We start from the raw sequence: 16,565 nt of genomic DNA, 5'->3' as shown, positions 1-16,565 counted from the left end.
TTAATGAGAGGGTTTTTAAAAATATATTGATTCTTTAGACGAAAACTTTATAAATGTTCAGAAAAAACCTGTAGTATTATTTGTCAAACAGTTTACTAAGGGTGGTAGTTTAGACCAAAGTGTTTTAAAAACGCTTCAACAGAATAGAGAAATTGAAGTAATAGTTATAACCGATTTTAAACAAATTAAAAAATTATATTGATATGCCAGATTTTAGAATAATAAGTGAAAGCTTTAAGGAATTGAGCCAATTAGAAGAAATACTTAGAGAAATTGCTCAAAAAACAAATAATTTAATAGGTAAAGATATAGATGAATATGGTACATCTTTCAATATTATAAATCCTTCAACAGGATTTGATATTTCTTTTTCTATTTATACTAAAGAAGAATTTATAGATACATTTAAATTTCATGACAACCTATATGGGAATATTGTTCAAATAAATTGGTCAAGTAAGATGTCGCACGAGGATATAGATAATTTTATGATGCCTCTTATTAAAGAATTAAGAGAATATTTACCGGATGTTTTAGTTGAAAGTAGTGACGATTTTATCACTCTAGATGAGTTTATAAAAAGAGAAGAAGAGGAATGAAAATGATTGAATCACGCACTTTTTGCGTGGTTCTTTAGTTTAAAAAAATAATAAACCTGCAAATTTCAGTAGCATTGACTATCTACTTTCGGTTTGAATTGACCACCAATTATAAATAAATTGATTTCTGAAAAGTCATTGTATTACTGACGAACTAATGCTCAATTCAAGCCGAAATTACAGCCCTCAAAAATAAAACATAAGTAGCTAATATTGCTTTGCTATTTTCTAAAAACAAATGAGAAAAAAACAGTTTTTATTTATTTTATTGATCTTGTCAGCAGGCTTTACTGCTTATTTCGGATATATTTACTCAAGTGATATCATAGATTACGGACTATTTTGTGGCGATGGATTTACAGAATGTTATGAGGTGGTAAAACGATGGATTAAAATCCATACAATAATCCTAGCCATTATTTATATTATTTTTTTCTTAATGCAAAGAAAAAATCAGCATGTAGAACAAGAGATTGACTTTTGGACACTTTTGCTAATTTTTGGTATAAATATAATTCATTGGAATGATATTAACTCTTCTTGGGGGATTTTAGCATTACCTTTAAATCGTTTTTTACTTCTTTATTTTCTATTTTTTAGGAGTAGTCTAAAAAAATATCTTTATTTAAGCATTCTTTTTTATTTTTTGATTTATTTAAACTTAGTATATAATATTTCTGAACTGTTTTACTACAACCAGAAATATAACAGCTATGAGAATTACTTATATATTTTTAATACCTTGTTATTGCTTGTATTTTTAGTTCTTAGAATTAGAGATTTATTGAATCTAAAAAATAAATAAGAATAAAATAGGTTGTCTCAGAAAAGAGGCAATCTTTTTGTTTTTCGTAAATTAAAATCGTAAAAACAGGAAAATAATTATGTTAACAGAACAAGAAATCAACCGGATTGCTCAAGATCATATTGATAAATCAAGTGAAAAATCTGGGATTAAGCTTTCTCTTTTCAAAGAAGCTACTATTAAAAAAGTTATGGAATGATTTTTTTCTATGTAAGCAAAGAATTTTATGAGACAAGAGATGAAAAGTATAATACATTAGTTGGAAATGTTCCTTTTTTAGTCAAAAATGTTGATGCAGAAATTATAGAATTTGGCTCCGGCAATACGATCGAATATTATATCCAGGAATACGAAGCGGGAAGATATTGTTAGACTTAAATTTATTAAAATGAGGAACTCTTACAGAATATTTAATAAAAACGGATGGATAGAAATAAGTTTTTTAACATATCAATTTCAAGAAAATAAATCTGTAGAATTGTTTTTTGATACTTCAAATCAGGTCGGGTTATGTATCAATGAAAAAAGAATATCTGGAAAATATATTGAAAGAATTGAAGATTTGGTGAGTTTTTTATCTGATAGCAAATTAATTTAACTTACAGAAAATCGTATACTGTCTCATAAAAAACAAAATCAAAACCCTGAAATGTATCAACCCCAAACCAAAACATTCCCACACAATTTTATGCTAACTTTGGTGTATGAAAAAATTAGAATCAAGAGAGGATATTGAACAACTGGTGAATTCGTTTTATGCCAAAGTCGTTAAAGATGAGGTGATTGGCTTTTTCTTTAATGATATTGCTAAAGTAAACTGGGACAGTCATTTGCCGAAGATGTATTCATTTTGGGAATCCATTCTTTTCGGACAGATGTCGTACAAAGGAAATCCGATGGGCGTTCATTTTCCGGTCAATGAAATTCAGGCGATGGAACAGCATCATTTCCATCGTTGGCTGAATCTCTGGAAAACAACGGTTGAAGAAAATTTTGTGGGCGAAAATGCAGATCTGGCAATTTACAAATCCGAAAACATTGCCAAATTAATGGCTTTCAAAATGGATTTGGCGAGAAGACTTTAATGGTTTAATGTTCTACGTTTTGGGTTTAAAGTTTTTAGATTTAAGGCACAATTACTGTGAAAATGTAGGCTGCAAGGTTTACCAATAAAACCGTTCCGTAGAGGATATTTGTTTTTCCGCGGCTTAAAGAAAGCATCACGATAAAAACAGAAAGCGACAGCAGAATAATATCTTTCTTATCCAGACCTAAAACCAGCGGAATATCGTATAAAATACATACGACAGAAACCGCAGGAATTGTCAGTCCTATACTTGCCAAAGCTGATCCTAAAGCTAAATTTAAACTGGATTGGATCTGATTGCTTCGAGCCGCCCGGATCGCCGCAACACCTTCCGGAAGCAGAACAACCGCCGCGATAATGACTCCGACCAGAGATTTTGGAGCGCCTAAACTCTGCACCATATTTTCAATTGTGGCAGAAAGACCTTTTGCCATCATCACAACAATCGCCAGACAAATCACCAGAAAAGTAAAACTGATTGCCGTTTTTGAAACCGAAGGAATATAATTTTCTTCCGACTGCTCTTCCGGAACGATGAAATAATTTCTGTGACGGATCGTCTGAACCATCAGAAATACACCATAAATCACCAAACAGGCAATTGAAACAAAAATCAACTGTGCTTCATTATAAAAAGGTCCGTTTACGCTGGACGTGAAATTCGGAAGAACCAAAGTCAAAATCAGGATGGAAACAATACTAACCAGATAAGTTGTGGCGGAAGTTCTTGCGAAAAACTGTTCGTAATATTTCACACCGCCCACCAAAATACAGATTCCTAAAATTCCATTAAGAATAAGCATCACCGCAGCGAAAACCGTATCTCTTGCAAGCGTGATTGCCTGATCTCCTCCCGCAACCATCAGCGAAATAATCAGCGCCACTTCAATGATTGTAATACACAGCGCAAGGATAATAGTTCCGAAAGGTTCGCCTACTTTATGTGCGACCACTTCCGCGTGATGCACTGCGGATAAAACACTGCCTGTTAATAAAATTCCGGCAATTACATCAGACAAAACACCCGTTCCCATGAGTCCGGAAAAATAATAACCGACTGCAAGAATGGGAAAAATATATGTATAATGTAAAAATTCTTTCAATTTCATAACTGTTCCTAAAATACAAAAAATCGATGACTTTTGAAATATCAAAAGAAAATATTAATGGTATTTTAATGGTTCCAGAAATAAAAATCCTGAAAATCCGTCAACATATGAAGCAGTAATCCGATGGCTGCAATTCTGATATTTCCTTTAAAAAAAAGCATCAAAAAATACACCGCAATCGCATAATAAGTATGCAAAAAATGAAAACCGATGCTTCCGCGGTCTGGATCAAATATAGGATTGGCAAAAAGATGATCCACATCTACAAGCATGGTTGCCAGCAAAATAAGATACACTTTTTTCCAGTTCTTCCTGTAAAAGGTTAAAGCAATAAACACGGGAAAAACAAAATGCAGGAAATAATGAGTAACGGTTTTTAGTAAGGTAATATGCGAAGCATCCATTGATTTTTATTTTTTTACCACCTTAAAATCAAAGGAAGGTTATCTTTTTTAAACTGTACTTTCAGACAATAATCCTGATCTCTGTTTCCATAAAAAATATAATCAACATCGGAAATCATTTTCTTTTCTTTAGGTGATAATGTTTTTAAAAAAGACAGCAATAACGGATTATTTTTTACAAAAATATAATTTTCATTCAGATTGAAAGACTGCTGAATTGGTTTTCTTGTAGATTTTATCTCAAAACCTTTGCTTTGCTGAGTGATGAGGTTAGGCTGAAATGGAATTGCCGTGAACTGCTTCTGTGCATTGGTCCATTTTTTATTCTGAAAATATAGCACTGTTTTTTCAGGGTTTAAGCTTTGGAAATCAATGATATAATTCGGTTGAATGATCTTCTGGAACGTTTTCTTTTCAATTTCATTAAAATTGTCATCGTAGCTGTAAGTAATGATCGTGTCATTTACCTCTTCCAGATGTACTGAAGCTTTCATCTGATTAATGGATGAAGAATCTGCAAAAGTTTCATCAAAAATAGAGCTAAAACTTTTAATATTTTTAGCATTCATTTCTGTCTCTAAAAAAGAATCGGTCTTCAATAGTTTTGAAATAGCAGGAGAGGGATCGTAAGAATCAGACTGATTTCTGATTTCAATTTCATCATGTCTTAATTCGACAGAAAGATTATGGCTGCCCTTTTTTGTGTTCAGAATAATGCTTCCTAATCCATTGGTAACGAGCGTGTCTGCGTCAAAAATATTTGCCTGAGAACTGTGAAATAACTGATTGTTAATTCGTTCAAAATCATCACTGGAACTTCCAACAATAAGGTTTCCTCCAAAAATTTTAATATAAACCTGATCTTTCCTGAACATCTGATTTCCCAGATCCGTAAACTTCTGCTGTTTCAGAAACGATAAAAATGTCTTCCTGTCTTCCAGTTCAAAAACACTGTACCAGTTCGAAACTTTTGTGTTTTTCAGATGGAAAACCTGCAAAAAATCGGGAATTTTCACTCCCGATTTTCTAAAAGATATTGTATTTTTCTCTTTGCTTCCAAACCATAAAGAAGGATGCACTGCAAGACTGTAAACATATTCTCTTGTCAGCTTTTTTGTATCAATCAGAATGATCGCATCTGCTTCCTGCGGAGAAAAAATCTTCGTATTTTGTTTATGGTAAAAAACGAAATACATCATCCCCGCAAAAAGTAAAATAACGAAGGCAAAAAGTTTCTTTTTCATTATAAAATAGCCGGCTTTTTATCGGATTCTTTCATTTTATATACTTCATCAAAAACATCGAAGAAATACATTAAACTGTTTTCCGAAGCATTTTTAATATTGTAATTAACTTCTGTTTCTATTTTTTCTCCTTTGGCTTCTGTTTTAAAATACACTTCGCCCATATTTTTCTTCAGAAGATCCAGCGTTTTTCTTTCTGACGGAGTTTTAAACTCTTTCTCAAGTCCAACCATTAGTTTCTGGATGTCAAACCTTCCCGACAAAGGATATTTCGCCGAATCTTTTGCCCATTTTTCAGAGATTTCCGACTGGTTTTTAGATGAAATATTCTCTGTTGAGGTCGTTATGTAGACAATTCCGTCTTTTACCGTAAAGAATAACTTGTCGAAATATCCGTCATTTTTTCCTTCACTGAACGCATAGAAATCTCCGTTTTTAGAGAATTTTTTAGCCGTCACTTTATTTGTGGTCATCATATCGAAAATACGGTTCCAGTACCCTTCATTTTCCGTAGCAAAAGCAAACGTGAAATTCGGAACAGCGATTTCCTTGGTTTTCTTCACTTCCTTTTCATTATAATCATCATCGTATTCATAATCGGTGTATTCTACGGTTTTGGATTTCAGTTCGTTAAGGACGAAAATTCCGTTTCCGGGTGCGATCTTGGTAATGGCCTTTTCATCCAGTACAATCTTCATGGTTTCCATTACAAGTTCCATTTCTTTCTGATAGTCGCCTTCTCCGGAATCTTTCAACAGGCTGTACATCACATCAAAATATTTATTTCCGTCTACATTAATAGCGTAATATCCGATGCTTCTATCGTTGATGAGAGCCGTCAGTTTTTTATTCTTTTTCCCTTTGTAAACAGAATTGAGGCTCTTCTGAACCGCTTCATTTTTATGCTGATAACTGTTCACCATTCTTACTTTATCGTTATCAAAATACAGATTATAAGAAGAATTGGAATTGTATGCTTTCCCCATAAGATTTCCGAAAGGGTAGTGGCTCATAATTTTACCGTATGCTCCGTTGTTTACAATTCTTCCGTAATCCGTATACACAAAAACATCAGAAGTACCGTCCCGGAAAGATAAGATGTCTTTCGAAACATCAAGTTCCAGCGTAGAATTAAAATAATCATCAAAATCCTTTTCCGCCAGTTTTTTGGTGATTTTGAATTTTTCGATCTTCAGAGAATCCATCTGTTTCTGGTAAATGCTGTCTTCTTCCGTCTCCTCATCCATTTCTTCCTCCATATGCGGAAGCGTGTATTCGCTTTCCTTTTCAGAATAATTTTTGTCGCTGGAATCCTTTTCTTCTTCCGGATATTTGTGATGCTTTTCCAGATATTTAATGTCTTTTTCTTTCTTGGCAATTTCAGCCTGATATTCTTTAATGTCTTCCTTTAGATACTGAATATCATCTTTCAGATATTTAATCTCTTCTTTGTAATCGAATGCTTTTTCTGCATATGTGCTGTCAACCGCAACGGCTGCGCTGTCCATAACAGCCGCTGCTGCACTGTCAATTGTTACAGCAGCACTGTCTGCTGTCATTTCATCATTCCATTCAGCAGAGGGTTTGTCATAACCGATGAGCTTCAAAACCGCCTGCTTATCATTCCATGCAACGAACATTTCATCATTTAGATTAACGTACGAGTAATTTTTTCGTTTCGAAATTTCCAGTCCTTTTTTTTTGGATGAATTAATGAATTCCTGAAACTTTTCTTTGTTATCCAGCAGAAAATGAGCGGTATACGTTTTTACGGAATCGTTGAAATTGGCGTAATGATATTGCGTCGCATCGTATTTTATCCCCGTTTTGGAATAATCGTTCCACGAAGCCTGTTTTTCTTTGTCTTCTTTGGCTACTTCAAGCAGGAAAGGATTCAGTTTCTGCCAGTTGATTTTCTGGTTAAGCTGCTTTCCGTTGATTTCCATGTAAAAAAGAACGTCTTTCGGAAGCTTCATTTTCTGTTGCGAAAAGACGAAGCTAAAAGCAAAAAGTAAAAGTAAAATTTGTGTTTTTTGTAAAATAGATTTCATGGTTGTCGATAGAAATTATTGAAAGAGAATGGTATTTTGTAATTGTTTTTTCTGAAGGATAAAATCCAGAACATAGGCTTCCAGTTTTACTGCTTTTTTGTTCGGAGAAAGCAGGTAAGCATTATTGGTCTGAGTTTTTATGGTATTTTCAAACTGCATTACGGAAGTGTATTTCGCATCGTTAAAGACTTCCTTATCTGCTTTGCTCATCTTGTCGTAATCATTTTTAAAACTGTTCACTTTATTTCTGGTGAATGTTTTTTTCTCCGGGCTCTGACTGTAAAGCTGTACCGGAACCATTTTTCCTACGATGTTTTTTGCTTTCAGTTGTTGGAGTCCGGCATTGATGTTTTCGATTTTTTTGAAATTACAGCTTAGTTTAATGATGTAGTTATCAAAATCCATGGAAGTCTTCACATTCGAAATTCCGGGAGTTACTTTGAAAATTCTTGCTGCTTCATTAATTTTAGCTTCAATTTCAGGTCTTTTCGGAACTTTTTTACCGTTAATTGTTTCCATTTTCGAGATGGAAGCCAATCGTGTCTTGCTTTTACTGGCGTTCAGAATAAGCGAATATTCTCCGCTGCCGTCTGCTTTTACGTTGATTTTGTCTAAAATATCAAAACAGCTTGTAAGAAGCAACAGTGGCAATAGTAAGAGCAACTGTTTCATAATGTTTTTCATATTTGAGTTTTTAAATAATTTTCAAATTTAAGTAAAATTTTAGGCAGATCAGATATTTAAATTCTGCCTTTCAGATAATCCTGCCTCAGAGCCTCATCCAGTTTTTCAATAGCGTACCGAAGGCTTGTTCTTGGCATTTCTTTATAATGTTTATTCAGGAAATTAATTAACTCCATTTCGTTTTTTTCTCCCATTTCGCGGAGCAGCCAGCCGTTGGCTTTGTGCATCAGATCATGGGTGTGTTTCAGATTTTTAGTAACGAATTCTTTGGTAAGGTCAAATGATCCCTTTTTTACATAATGCATCGTTCCCACAACAGCAATTCTTTTATGCCACATTTCTTCAGAATCCGAAAGCGTTCTCAGTAATTCATCTTTCTGATTTTCAAAAGCATAGCGCCCCAGAATTTTATAACAGCTTGAATCTACCAGATCCCAGTTGTTAATGTGCTGTAAATGATTCAGATAAAACTCAACAATGTCATCTTTTACCGCTTTATCTTTTGTTTTTTCAAATTTAGAAATTAACATGAATAAAGCTGTCAATCTGTGTTCATGATATTGGGAAGACAGTAATTTGCTGAGTTCCTCCATCGAAATTCTGGCATAGAATTCTTTTGCAACAGAACGCTGATCCGGAACTTTTACTCCTAAAAACAAATCGCTTTCTCCATATTCTCCTTTTCCGGTTTTGAAAAATTTAGCAGAAGAATCTGCTTTTTCCGGAATTGAAAGCTCATTTAAAGCTTCTTTTATTTCTTTTAAAATGTCATTCATTTGATAATTAGCAATTTAGTCAACATTATGTAAAGCAACACCTTCCTGTTCCTCTTCTTCTTTTGCTATCTTCTTTGGATTGGCAACTTTGGCAATCGTAAGTCCTTGAACAATAATTGAAAACACAACCACACAATAAGTAATACTTAAAACAATCGTGCTGTTTTCATTTTTCGGAATAGAAAGAGCCAGAGCAATTGAAACTCCGCCGCGGATTCCTCCCCAAACCAAAACTTTTACTGTTTGCGGACTGAATCTTGTTCTGAAAGACATGAACTTAGTAGGTCCCCAAATTGAAATAAATCTTGCCAGTAAAACCACCGCAATTGCCAATAATCCCGGAATCATATAATGGCTTAAGTCTTTGATCATCAATAATTCAAAGCCAATAAAAAGGAATAGAACTGCATTCAGGATTTCGTCGATAAGTTCCCAGAATTTGATCAGATAATCCTGTGTCACAGATTTCATTTTGAATCTTACATTAAAATTACCCATAAACAATCCGGCGGCAACCATGGTTAAAGGTCCCGAAATATGCATCTGTCTCGCAATAAGATAACCTCCCATTACTACAGAAAGCGTTACTAGTACGGAAATAATATAATCGTCCACTTCACGCATCAGTCGGGAAGTAATCCATCCCAGAACAACCCCGAGTAAAAGTCCGCCACCTGCTTCTTTCAGCAATAATAAACCTATGCTTTCCATATTCAGCGTTACTTCGTTTCCGATCGCAAGCTGAAGAACAACCGTGAAAACCACAACCGCCATCCCGTCATTAAAAAGTGATTCTCCCGCAACTTTGGTTTCCAGAGATTTTGAAACATTTGCCTGTTTTAAGATACTGAGAACGGCAACCGGATCAGTAGGAGAGATTAGTGCGCCAAAAAGCAGACAGTAGATAAAAGGCAGCGAAATGCCGACAAGCGGCAACAGATAATACATGCCGAAACCCACCACAAAAGTAGAAATCACGACTCCTGCCGTTGAAAAAATAACGACAGGAACAAACTGCTCTTTGAGATCGTCGATATTAATGTGAATTCCTCCCGCAAACAGAAGAAAATTTAGCATGGCTCCCATCAGAACTTCTGTAAAGTCGATCCCCGTCATTAAATTGTGAAGATGCCCGAAAGTTCTCGGCAAAACCGTTTCTCCGAAGGAAACTAAAAATATGGAAACCACAATGGCGATCACCATAATTCCGATGGTACTCGGAAGCTTCAGAAATCTGTAATTAAGGTATGAAAATATGGATGCTAAAACAATTAAGGCTGAAAATGAATAGTATAATTCCACTAATTTGGTGTTTAAAATTTTTTGTGATTAATAATCGATATATAATACTTTGATGTAGATTTTATTACCGTCTTTTTCCCAGATATCAAGAATTCCGTCTTTTGCGGATTTTGATCCTCTTGTATATTCTTTTCCAAGATTCAGGATGTTCAGCAGAATGTATTCGTCGCCTACTGAATTCACGAGATAGGGTGTTTTTTCTGTTTTTCCGTCTCCGGAAGACTTCATTCCGTCGGTTAACGCGCGAAACTGACTGAGATGATACAGAAAATTCTCACCGTCTTTAATGCTGTCATAGGCTTTCAGAAGAATCAGCAGAATATCCAGATTGGTAGGATCTTTATCATACAAAGCTTTTCCCTGTTTAATGCAGTCCTGAAAATTATTATTCTTGTAAGCATCGGCTAAACTTTTAAACGCTTCATCCGTTGTAAAAAGGAGATCATCTCTGAAGTTTCTTCCATAATAGAGATGCTGCGTTTCAAGCGTGTCTAAAGATTTCGGATAGGCTTTGTATTTAAAAATCAGCTTGTTGTAGTTGTATTGAGACTTTTCGCTTTTAAGGTCTTTCTCTATCGCTTTGAAATCTATTTTTGATTTCTGAGCAAAACCACTAAGCGAAATCAGAAGAAACAGGAGAAAAAAGTAATGTTTCATCGGTTCTTTTCTATTTTGTATTTGTTGTATAAAACGAGCATGAAAAATCCTAAAACCAGCCGGAACAAAGCGGGCATAAAATAGGTTCCGGAAACATATAGGTCATTGGTTATTTTTTCGTAAAGAAAATAAATCAATAAACAAAAAGGAGAAAGCAAACCTTTACCGTAGAGATAAATTTTAAAGAAAAGATGATTAAATTTAAGATCTGTAAAGAATGATAACAGTGCCAACAGGCAAACTGCGACTGTTATCATTCCTAAAATCTTTACTATCAGAGTATCTGTTTCTTTGCTGATTCCTCCGATGCTTCCCAAAAAATTAATTCCTACCACGATCAGAAAAAAGTAATAGAATGTATTGTTGGAAAACAGCCTGTTCATGAATTATTGCTCTTCATGATCTTTTTCTGCACTTTCTTCCTCATCATTATCGAAATATTCGAAAAGGAAATCGTTGTATGGGAATCTGGAAATATGGATCTTCATCACTTCGTCATAGATCAGCTTTTTCATTTCCGGGAAATTTTCTTTCGTAATGGCAGAGATGAAAACCGTTGGATATTTGGATTTTGCCATCCATGTTTTTTTCCATTCTTCCAGAGAAATATTTTTCTTTGTGGAAGGCGTTAAATCGTCCTCGTCTTTTTTCTCATAGCTGAAATCATCAATCTTATTGAAAACCATAATCATCGGTTTCTGATGGGCATTGATCTCCATTAAAATCTGATTCACAGAATCAATATGATCTTCGAAACTTTCATGAGAAATATCCACTACGTGAATCAGCAGATCCGCTTCACGAACCTCATCCAAGGTAGATTTAAACGATTCAACCAATTGGGTAGGTAATTTTCGGATAAATCCAACCGTATCCGTTAAAAGGAATGGTAAATTTCCGATCACTACTTTTCTTACTGTCGTATCCAATGTCGCAAACAGTTTATTTTCAGCGAAAACTTCAGATTTAGACAAAGCGTTCATCAAAGTAGATTTCCCGACGTTGGTGTATCCTACCAAAGCGGCACGAACTACTTTTCCGCGGTTATTTCTCTGGGTTGCCATCTGTTTGTCGATGGTTTTCAGCTTATCTTTTAACAATGAAATTCTATCGCGGATAATACGTCTGTCGGTTTCAATTTCTGTTTCTCCGGGACCTCTCATTCCAATTCCCCCTTTCTGGCGTTCAAGGTGGGTCCACATTCTCGTTAATCGGGGTAAAAGATATTGATATTGAGCTAACTCCACCTGAGTTCTTGCATAGGAGGTTGTTGCTCTCTGTGCAAAAATATCAAGGATAAGGTTGGTTCGGTCTAAGATTTTGACTTCCATTTCTCTTTCCAGGTTTTTAAGCTGTGAAGGAGATAATTCGTCGTCAAAAATGACGGTTCCTATGTTGTTTTCTTTTACGTATTCTTTAATTTCCTGAGCTTTACCGCTTCCGATAAATGTTTTGGAATCGGGCTGTGTGAGTTTCTGTGTAAAACGCTTATCTACCGTTGCGCCGGCTGTAAAGGCTAAAAACTCCAGCTCATCCATATATTCCTGAAGTTTATCCTCATCCTGATACTGTGTAACCACCCCAACCAAAACTGCCTTTTCGTAATTATGTTCTTTCTTTTCTAGCATTAAATTCTGTCTGTATTTGTGAGATTTACAAGATACTATTTTTCAGGAAAAAATCCAAAACGAATTTTTTGGGGAGGATAGTGTACGCTTCGACTCCGCTCAGCTCATGGTGAATGTTTGGTTTACAATAATTTGTTTAAATAAAGTCACACTAAAGTACGCTGAGCGGAGCCGAAGCGTACGGTTACTTTAAAAATATCTGCATTAAAATTTTACCGGAGATAAAATCTTTGCGCCTTAAATAGATAGAGCGTGTTAAAAAATATTGCGTCCTTAAACAACTTTAGGAATAATTATTTACGATGATGTGCGCTTCGGCTCCGCTCAGCGCACGATGACACATTTCATTTATAATAATCTGTTTACAATGAAGTCGCACTGAAGTACGCTGAGCGGAGCCGAAGCGTATAATGAAGCAAAAATACTTTCATAAGACTCTCCCGAAATCCTTCGACTGTTGTTCGGTAATCCTTCGGAAAAAATCCCATTTTTCCGAAGCCGATCCGAAGAAGACCCGAACATGATCCGAAGAAATGGGTTTTCAAACCGGTCAAAACCGGTCAAAAGCAGTCAAAACCGGTCAGAATTTTTTATGGTGGTGGAAAATGGACATTTTTGTGGTAATTTTAAGTCAGCTAAGCGAAAAAAGCGGGTAAAGCAAAATGATAAAAATTTTTTAGCAAGATAAAATGAAGACGAAGAAATTAAGTAAGAACAAAGAAATCAATCCCAGTCAGACGCAATAAACTTCATCCTATTTCCCTGATCATCATTTAAAGTCAGAAAATGTCCTTCCACTTTGTAATGCTTCATCTTTTTGATGTTCTGAGAAAAATCGTTTTCCAGTTTCATATTTGGACACGCCATTTCTGTTGAGACAACTTGCGAAATTTTTAATTGATTCTCTTTTTTAAATTCAGTTGTGAAAAACATTTTATTGCATCCCATGAAGGCAGAAGTTTTTATTTTCCCGTTGTCGGGAGGAGAGGTAAGATCAATTTTTGCATTGTTTTTAGTCAACTCTTCTTTGGAGTAATCTACAAAAGAAACCAGCATCCATTCTCTCTGGATCTGTGGATTTTTTACAGTTACGGAAGAGCAGTTTAAGATAAAACTCAGGCATAAAAATGTTAAAATTGCAATGAATCTCTTTTTCATAAGTCACCGGAATCCATTTTCGTACCATCTCAGACATCAGACAGTAAAAAAATTAGTAAATTAGCGACACAAAAATTATTTTATAAAATGAAAAGAATATTACTACTATTCACTTTCCTTTTAAGTTTTGCCCAGATGAGGGCGGACGAGGGAATGTGGCTGTTAATGCTCGTGAAAAGACTGAATGGGGTAGATATGCAAAAAGAAGGATTGCATCTTACACCGGAAGAAATTTATTCTGTGAACAATTCAAGCTTAAAAGATGCGATTGTAAGCTTTGGAGGATTCTGTACAGGAGAAATTGTTTCCAATCAGGGTCTTATTTTTACCAATCACCACTGTGGATATGGTGCTGTAGCTGCCGCTTCTACACCGGAGAAAGATTATCTGAAGAACGGATTCTGGGCAATGAAGCAGAAAGACGAGTTCAATGCAAAAGATCTTTACGTAAGATTTTTGGTAAGAATGGATGATGCTACCCAAAGAATCAACGCTAAATTAAACAATAATATGTCCGCTGCAGAGAGAAAAGCTGTTATCGACGCTGAAACAAAAGCGATCCAGTCTGAAAACTCTGAGAACGGAAAATACACGGTAGTCGTAAGAGATTTCTTCAACGGAAATGAATTTTACTATTTCGTTTATCAGGACTACAAAGATATCAGATTGGTAGGAGCTCCGCCTTCCGCATTAGGAAAATTTGGAGGTGATACCGATAACTGGGAGTGGCCAAGACACACCGCAGACTTTACTGTTTTCAGAGTGTATGCTGATGCGGCGGGAAATCCAGCAGAATTTTCTCCAAGCAACGTTCCTTTAAAACCAAAACATTTCTTGCCGGTTTCTCTGAAAGGAGTAAAGCCGGGAGATTTCTCTATGATCTTAGGATACCCGGGAAGAACAAACCGTTACCTGACTTCTTACGGAATTCAGCAGATGGTAAACAAAGATTATCCGGCTTGGGTTGAAGCTTCTAAATTAGCGATGGATGTAATGAAGAAGTACATGGATAAAGACAAAGGGACTCAGTTGAATTACGCTTCTCAGTACGCCTCAGTTGCGAACTACTGGAAAAACAGACAGGGTACTATTGATGCTGTTATTAAAAACGGAACCATTACAGATAAGCAAAAAATTGAAGAAAGATTTAAAACCTGGGCAGTACAACCTGAAAATGTGGTTGAGTACGAAACGGTTTTAGAAGATATCGGACTTTATTACAAGCAGACTTCAGACAGAAATGTGGAGAGAATGTACATGACGCAGCTTTCCAGAAATTCTAAATATTTCACACTTGCATTACAGGTAGGAAGCGTTCTTCAGGCATATGCAAAACAGGATATGGCAGGAAGACTGGCAATGAAGCCGAAAGTAGAGGCAGCATTGAAATCAGCCTACGAAAACATCAATATCAAGCTTGAAGGAGAAATGATGAATTCTATGGTAAATCTTTACCAGACAAGAGTAAACAAAGATGTAGCTTCTGAAATCATTATGGGACTGGATGCTAAAAATCTTTCGAATGTAGCGTATTCTTCCATCTTTGCCAACAAAACTTCTGCAACGAACTTTATGCTGAATCCTGATCCGTTGAAACTGGATGCAGATCCGCTTTGGAAAATTGCAAACGGAATTATGGCAGACCAAAAAGCTTCTGCAGAAAGATTCGTAAAAATTGATGATAATTTTGCTAAAAACAACAGATTATTCTTAGCAGGATTAATGAAGGCAATGCCTGAGAAAAAATTCTATCCGGATGCAAACTCTACCATGAGATTAACGTACGGAACGGTAGACAAATTGCCAATCCGATCAGACAGAAACTACTTCGGAATTACCGATAACTATTATACTGATATGACTGGTCTTGTAGGAAAATACAAGAAAGGAGATGAGGAGTTTGATCTTCCACAGAGAGTGATCGATCTTTACAACCTGAAAGACTTCGGACAGTATGCAGATACAAAAGGATATATGCCGGTAAACTTCCTTTCCAACAATGATATTACAGGAGGAAACTCCGGTTCTCCGGTGATCGATGCAGACGGAAACTTAATTGGTATTGCATTCGACGGAAACAGTGAAGCATTAAGCGGAGATATCGTTTTCGAACAGGAATGGCAGAAAACCATTAACGTAGACGTTCGTTTCGTTCTTTGGACGATCGACAAATACGCAGGTGCAAGAAGACTTATCGACGAATTACAATTGGTAAGAGACGAAAATACTCCTGCAGACACGAAAACAAAAATGCCAAAAGCAACTCCTGCAAAAGGAAAGAAAAAATAATCTTTTAACAGATACTGAAGCCGCGAAAGTTTACTTTCGCGGTTTTTTTATGCTTAAATTTTACTATTTTAACCCGATCAAAAAATATTATTAAATGATGAAAGATAAAATCTTAACAGGGTTACTGATGTTTTTAGCATTATGGAGCTGTCAGAAAAAAGAGAAGGAAAATTTAAAATCTTTACAGGACAAGGATTCTTTACAAACGATTATCAAACAAGACAGTTTACCTAAAGAAAAACAATCAGAAAAAGAATTGCCTAAAGTATTTACAGATGATTTCCTGAAAATTGAGAATGTTCAGGTGAATGGAAATGATATTGTTTTACCTCAGGAACAATTCCAAAAACTCCATCCAAAACATGATTCTGTTAAAACGGAACCGTGGGAATGCGGAAGTCCTTTTGAATGGCTGGATAAATCCTGGATGGAAAAAACATACGGAAAAGATCTTGTAAACTTTGATGGTAAAATAACGACTTTCTATACCAACAATGCTGAATTTATTTCAAACAATCATAAGGTTATTTTCAGCAGTGCGAAATCCGGAAATAACCGTTTCGAGATCAAGTCGCATCATATTATCCTTACTCATGAAACCACTGTTGAAGATTTCCAAAAGTTATTTCCCAAACTGAAAATAGAAGATACCGATCAGAAGAACATCAAGAGCTTCAGAATTCCGTTGGGAAAAGAAATAGAGGATTCATTTATATTTTATTTTAAAGACGGAAAACTGGATGATTTCAATCTATGGTGGTTATTGTGCTAA

At 35.4% G+C, this 16,565-nt stretch carries 18 protein-coding genes; 7 read left to right on the top strand and 11 right to left on the bottom strand.

All coding sequences use genetic code 11. From position 1 onward, the window contains the following. Positions 1-203 precede the first annotated feature (203 nt). The 5 genes from B0E34_RS18160 (at position 204) to B0E34_RS18145 (ending at position 2,489) form a co-directional block, all read left to right on the top strand. Entirely contained in the window at positions 204-599 is a 396-nt protein-coding gene (locus B0E34_RS18160) for a hypothetical protein (RefSeq protein WP_087711820.1), read from the top strand. 238 nt (positions 600-837) lie between these two features. Beyond that, positions 838-1,404: a hypothetical protein gene (locus B0E34_RS18155; protein ID WP_087711818.1), complete on the top strand. Its 567-nt coding sequence runs from the start codon at positions 838-840 to the stop codon at positions 1,402-1,404. Positions 1,405-1,599: 195 nt separating this feature from the next. Further along, complete coding sequence (locus B0E34_RS21435; protein ID WP_165763021.1) at positions 1,600-1,776, top strand: hypothetical protein; 177 nt, start codon at positions 1,600-1,602, stop codon at positions 1,774-1,776. Positions 1,777-1,792: 16 nt separating this feature from the next. Then, positions 1,793-2,002, top strand: a complete 210-nt coding sequence (locus B0E34_RS18150; RefSeq protein ID WP_087711817.1) for a hypothetical protein — start codon at positions 1,793-1,795, stop codon at positions 2,000-2,002. Positions 2,003-2,108: 106 nt separating this feature from the next. Beyond that, the gene (locus B0E34_RS18145) at positions 2,109-2,489 is read left to right on the top strand and encodes a group III truncated hemoglobin (RefSeq protein WP_087711815.1); all 381 of its coding nucleotides are present in this window, start codon (positions 2,109-2,111) and stop codon (positions 2,487-2,489) included. Positions 2,490-2,529: 40 nt separating this feature from the next. On the opposite strand, the gene B0E34_RS18140 is transcribed toward B0E34_RS18145, so the two are convergent. From B0E34_RS18140 to B0E34_RS18090, 11 genes are all read right to left on the bottom strand, one after another. Continuing rightward, positions 2,530-3,600 (bottom strand): calcium:cation antiporter, encoded by a 1,071-nt coding sequence (locus tag B0E34_RS18140; RefSeq protein ID WP_087711813.1) that lies wholly within the window; start codon positions 3,598-3,600, stop codon positions 2,530-2,532. A gap of 65 nt (positions 3,601-3,665) precedes the next feature. Continuing rightward, positions 3,666-4,004, bottom strand: a complete 339-nt coding sequence (locus B0E34_RS18135; protein ID WP_087711811.1) for a DUF6122 family protein — start codon at positions 4,002-4,004, stop codon at positions 3,666-3,668. Between the two features lie 14 nt (positions 4,005-4,018). Beyond that, complete coding sequence (locus tag B0E34_RS18130; RefSeq protein ID WP_087711809.1) at positions 4,019-5,248, bottom strand: hypothetical protein; 1,230 nt, start codon at positions 5,246-5,248, stop codon at positions 4,019-4,021. Beyond that, positions 5,248-7,224 (bottom strand): hypothetical protein, encoded by a 1,977-nt coding sequence (locus B0E34_RS18125; RefSeq protein ID WP_228423102.1) that lies wholly within the window; start codon positions 7,222-7,224, stop codon positions 5,248-5,250. Before B0E34_RS18125 ends, B0E34_RS18130 begins: the two co-directional genes overlap by 1 nt. Before the next feature lie 90 nt (positions 7,225-7,314). Next, positions 7,315-7,983 (bottom strand): hypothetical protein, encoded by a 669-nt coding sequence (locus B0E34_RS18120; protein WP_087711806.1) that lies wholly within the window; start codon positions 7,981-7,983, stop codon positions 7,315-7,317. Between the two features lie 56 nt (positions 7,984-8,039). After that, positions 8,040-8,759 (bottom strand): DNA alkylation repair protein, encoded by a 720-nt coding sequence (locus tag B0E34_RS18115; RefSeq protein ID WP_087711804.1) that lies wholly within the window; start codon positions 8,757-8,759, stop codon positions 8,040-8,042. A 15-nt stretch (positions 8,760-8,774) separates the two neighbouring features. Continuing rightward, on the bottom strand, positions 8,775-10,061 hold the full coding sequence (locus tag B0E34_RS18110) for a cation:proton antiporter (RefSeq protein WP_087711802.1): 1,287 nt from the start codon (positions 10,059-10,061) through the stop codon (positions 8,775-8,777). Positions 10,062-10,088: 27 nt separating this feature from the next. Continuing rightward, entirely contained in the window at positions 10,089-10,718 is a 630-nt protein-coding gene (locus tag B0E34_RS18105; RefSeq protein ID WP_087711800.1) for a DUF4919 domain-containing protein, read from the bottom strand. Next, a complete protein-coding gene (locus tag B0E34_RS18100; protein ID WP_087711798.1) occupies positions 10,715-11,101 on the bottom strand; it encodes a hypothetical protein in 387 nt (128 codons plus the stop codon). The genes B0E34_RS18105 and B0E34_RS18100 overlap by 4 nt, the downstream gene beginning before the upstream one ends. 3 nt (positions 11,102-11,104) lie before the next feature. Then, on the bottom strand, positions 11,105-12,346 hold the full coding sequence (hflX, locus tag B0E34_RS18095; protein WP_087711796.1) for a GTPase HflX: 1,242 nt from the start codon (positions 12,344-12,346) through the stop codon (positions 11,105-11,107). A gap of 723 nt (positions 12,347-13,069) precedes the next feature. Further along, positions 13,070-13,504 (bottom strand): META domain-containing protein, encoded by a 435-nt coding sequence (locus B0E34_RS18090; RefSeq protein ID WP_087711794.1) that lies wholly within the window; start codon positions 13,502-13,504, stop codon positions 13,070-13,072. A gap of 87 nt (positions 13,505-13,591) precedes the next feature. Between B0E34_RS18090 and B0E34_RS18085 the strand changes: the two genes are divergently transcribed. Both B0E34_RS18085 and B0E34_RS18080 read left to right on the top strand, forming a co-directional pair. Beyond that, positions 13,592-15,793 (top strand): S46 family peptidase, encoded by a 2,202-nt coding sequence (locus B0E34_RS18085; RefSeq protein ID WP_087711792.1) that lies wholly within the window; start codon positions 13,592-13,594, stop codon positions 15,791-15,793. Between the two features lie 94 nt (positions 15,794-15,887). Continuing rightward, positions 15,888-16,565, top strand: coding sequence for a hypothetical protein (locus B0E34_RS18080; RefSeq protein WP_087711790.1), 678 nt, complete (start codon positions 15,888-15,890; stop codon positions 16,563-16,565).

It is taken from the genome of Chryseobacterium mucoviscidosis, from assembly GCF_002177115.1.
In the GTDB taxonomy this organism is placed as follows: Bacteria; Bacteroidota; Bacteroidia; order Flavobacteriales; family Weeksellaceae; genus Chryseobacterium; species Chryseobacterium mucoviscidosis.
Note: the sequence above shows the minus strand (reverse complement) of the source record. Positions and strands in the feature narration are given on the sequence as shown.

Coding starts and splice junctions, on each gene's coding strand:
- B0E34_RS18160 (WP_087711820.1), top strand. CDS start 204: ATGCCAGATTTTAGAATAATAAGTGAAAGCTTTAAGGAATTGAGCCAA.
- B0E34_RS18155 (WP_087711818.1), top strand. CDS start 838: ATGAGAAAAAAACAGTTTTTATTTATTTTATTGATCTTGTCAGCAGGC.
- B0E34_RS21435 (WP_165763021.1), top strand. CDS start 1,600: ATGATTTTTTTCTATGTAAGCAAAGAATTTTATGAGACAAGAGATGAA.
- B0E34_RS18150 (WP_087711817.1), top strand. CDS start 1,793: ATGAGGAACTCTTACAGAATATTTAATAAAAACGGATGGATAGAAATA.
- B0E34_RS18145 (WP_087711815.1), top strand. CDS start 2,109: ATGAAAAAATTAGAATCAAGAGAGGATATTGAACAACTGGTGAATTCG.
- B0E34_RS18140 (WP_087711813.1), bottom strand. CDS start 3,600: ATGAAATTGAAAGAATTTTTACATTATACATATATTTTTCCCATTCTT.
- B0E34_RS18135 (WP_087711811.1), bottom strand. CDS start 4,004: ATGGATGCTTCGCATATTACCTTACTAAAAACCGTTACTCATTATTTC.
- B0E34_RS18130 (WP_087711809.1), bottom strand. CDS start 5,248: ATGAAAAAGAAACTTTTTGCCTTCGTTATTTTACTTTTTGCGGGGATG.
- B0E34_RS18125 (WP_228423102.1), bottom strand. CDS start 7,224: ATGAAGCTTCCGAAAGACGTTCTTTTTTACATGGAAATCAACGGAAAG.
- B0E34_RS18120 (WP_087711806.1), bottom strand. CDS start 7,983: ATGAAAAACATTATGAAACAGTTGCTCTTACTATTGCCACTGTTGCTT.
- B0E34_RS18115 (WP_087711804.1), bottom strand. CDS start 8,759: ATGAATGACATTTTAAAAGAAATAAAAGAAGCTTTAAATGAGCTTTCA.
- B0E34_RS18105 (WP_087711800.1), bottom strand. CDS start 10,718: ATGAAACATTACTTTTTTCTCCTGTTTCTTCTGATTTCGCTTAGTGGT.
- B0E34_RS18100 (WP_087711798.1), bottom strand. CDS start 11,101: ATGAACAGGCTGTTTTCCAACAATACATTCTATTACTTTTTTCTGATC.
- hflX (WP_087711796.1), bottom strand. CDS start 12,346: ATGCTAGAAAAGAAAGAACATAATTACGAAAAGGCAGTTTTGGTTGGG.
- B0E34_RS18090 (WP_087711794.1), bottom strand. CDS start 13,504: ATGAAAAAGAGATTCATTGCAATTTTAACATTTTTATGCCTGAGTTTT.
- B0E34_RS18085 (WP_087711792.1), top strand. CDS start 13,592: ATGAAAAGAATATTACTACTATTCACTTTCCTTTTAAGTTTTGCCCAG.
- B0E34_RS18080 (WP_087711790.1), top strand. CDS start 15,888: ATGATGAAAGATAAAATCTTAACAGGGTTACTGATGTTTTTAGCATTA.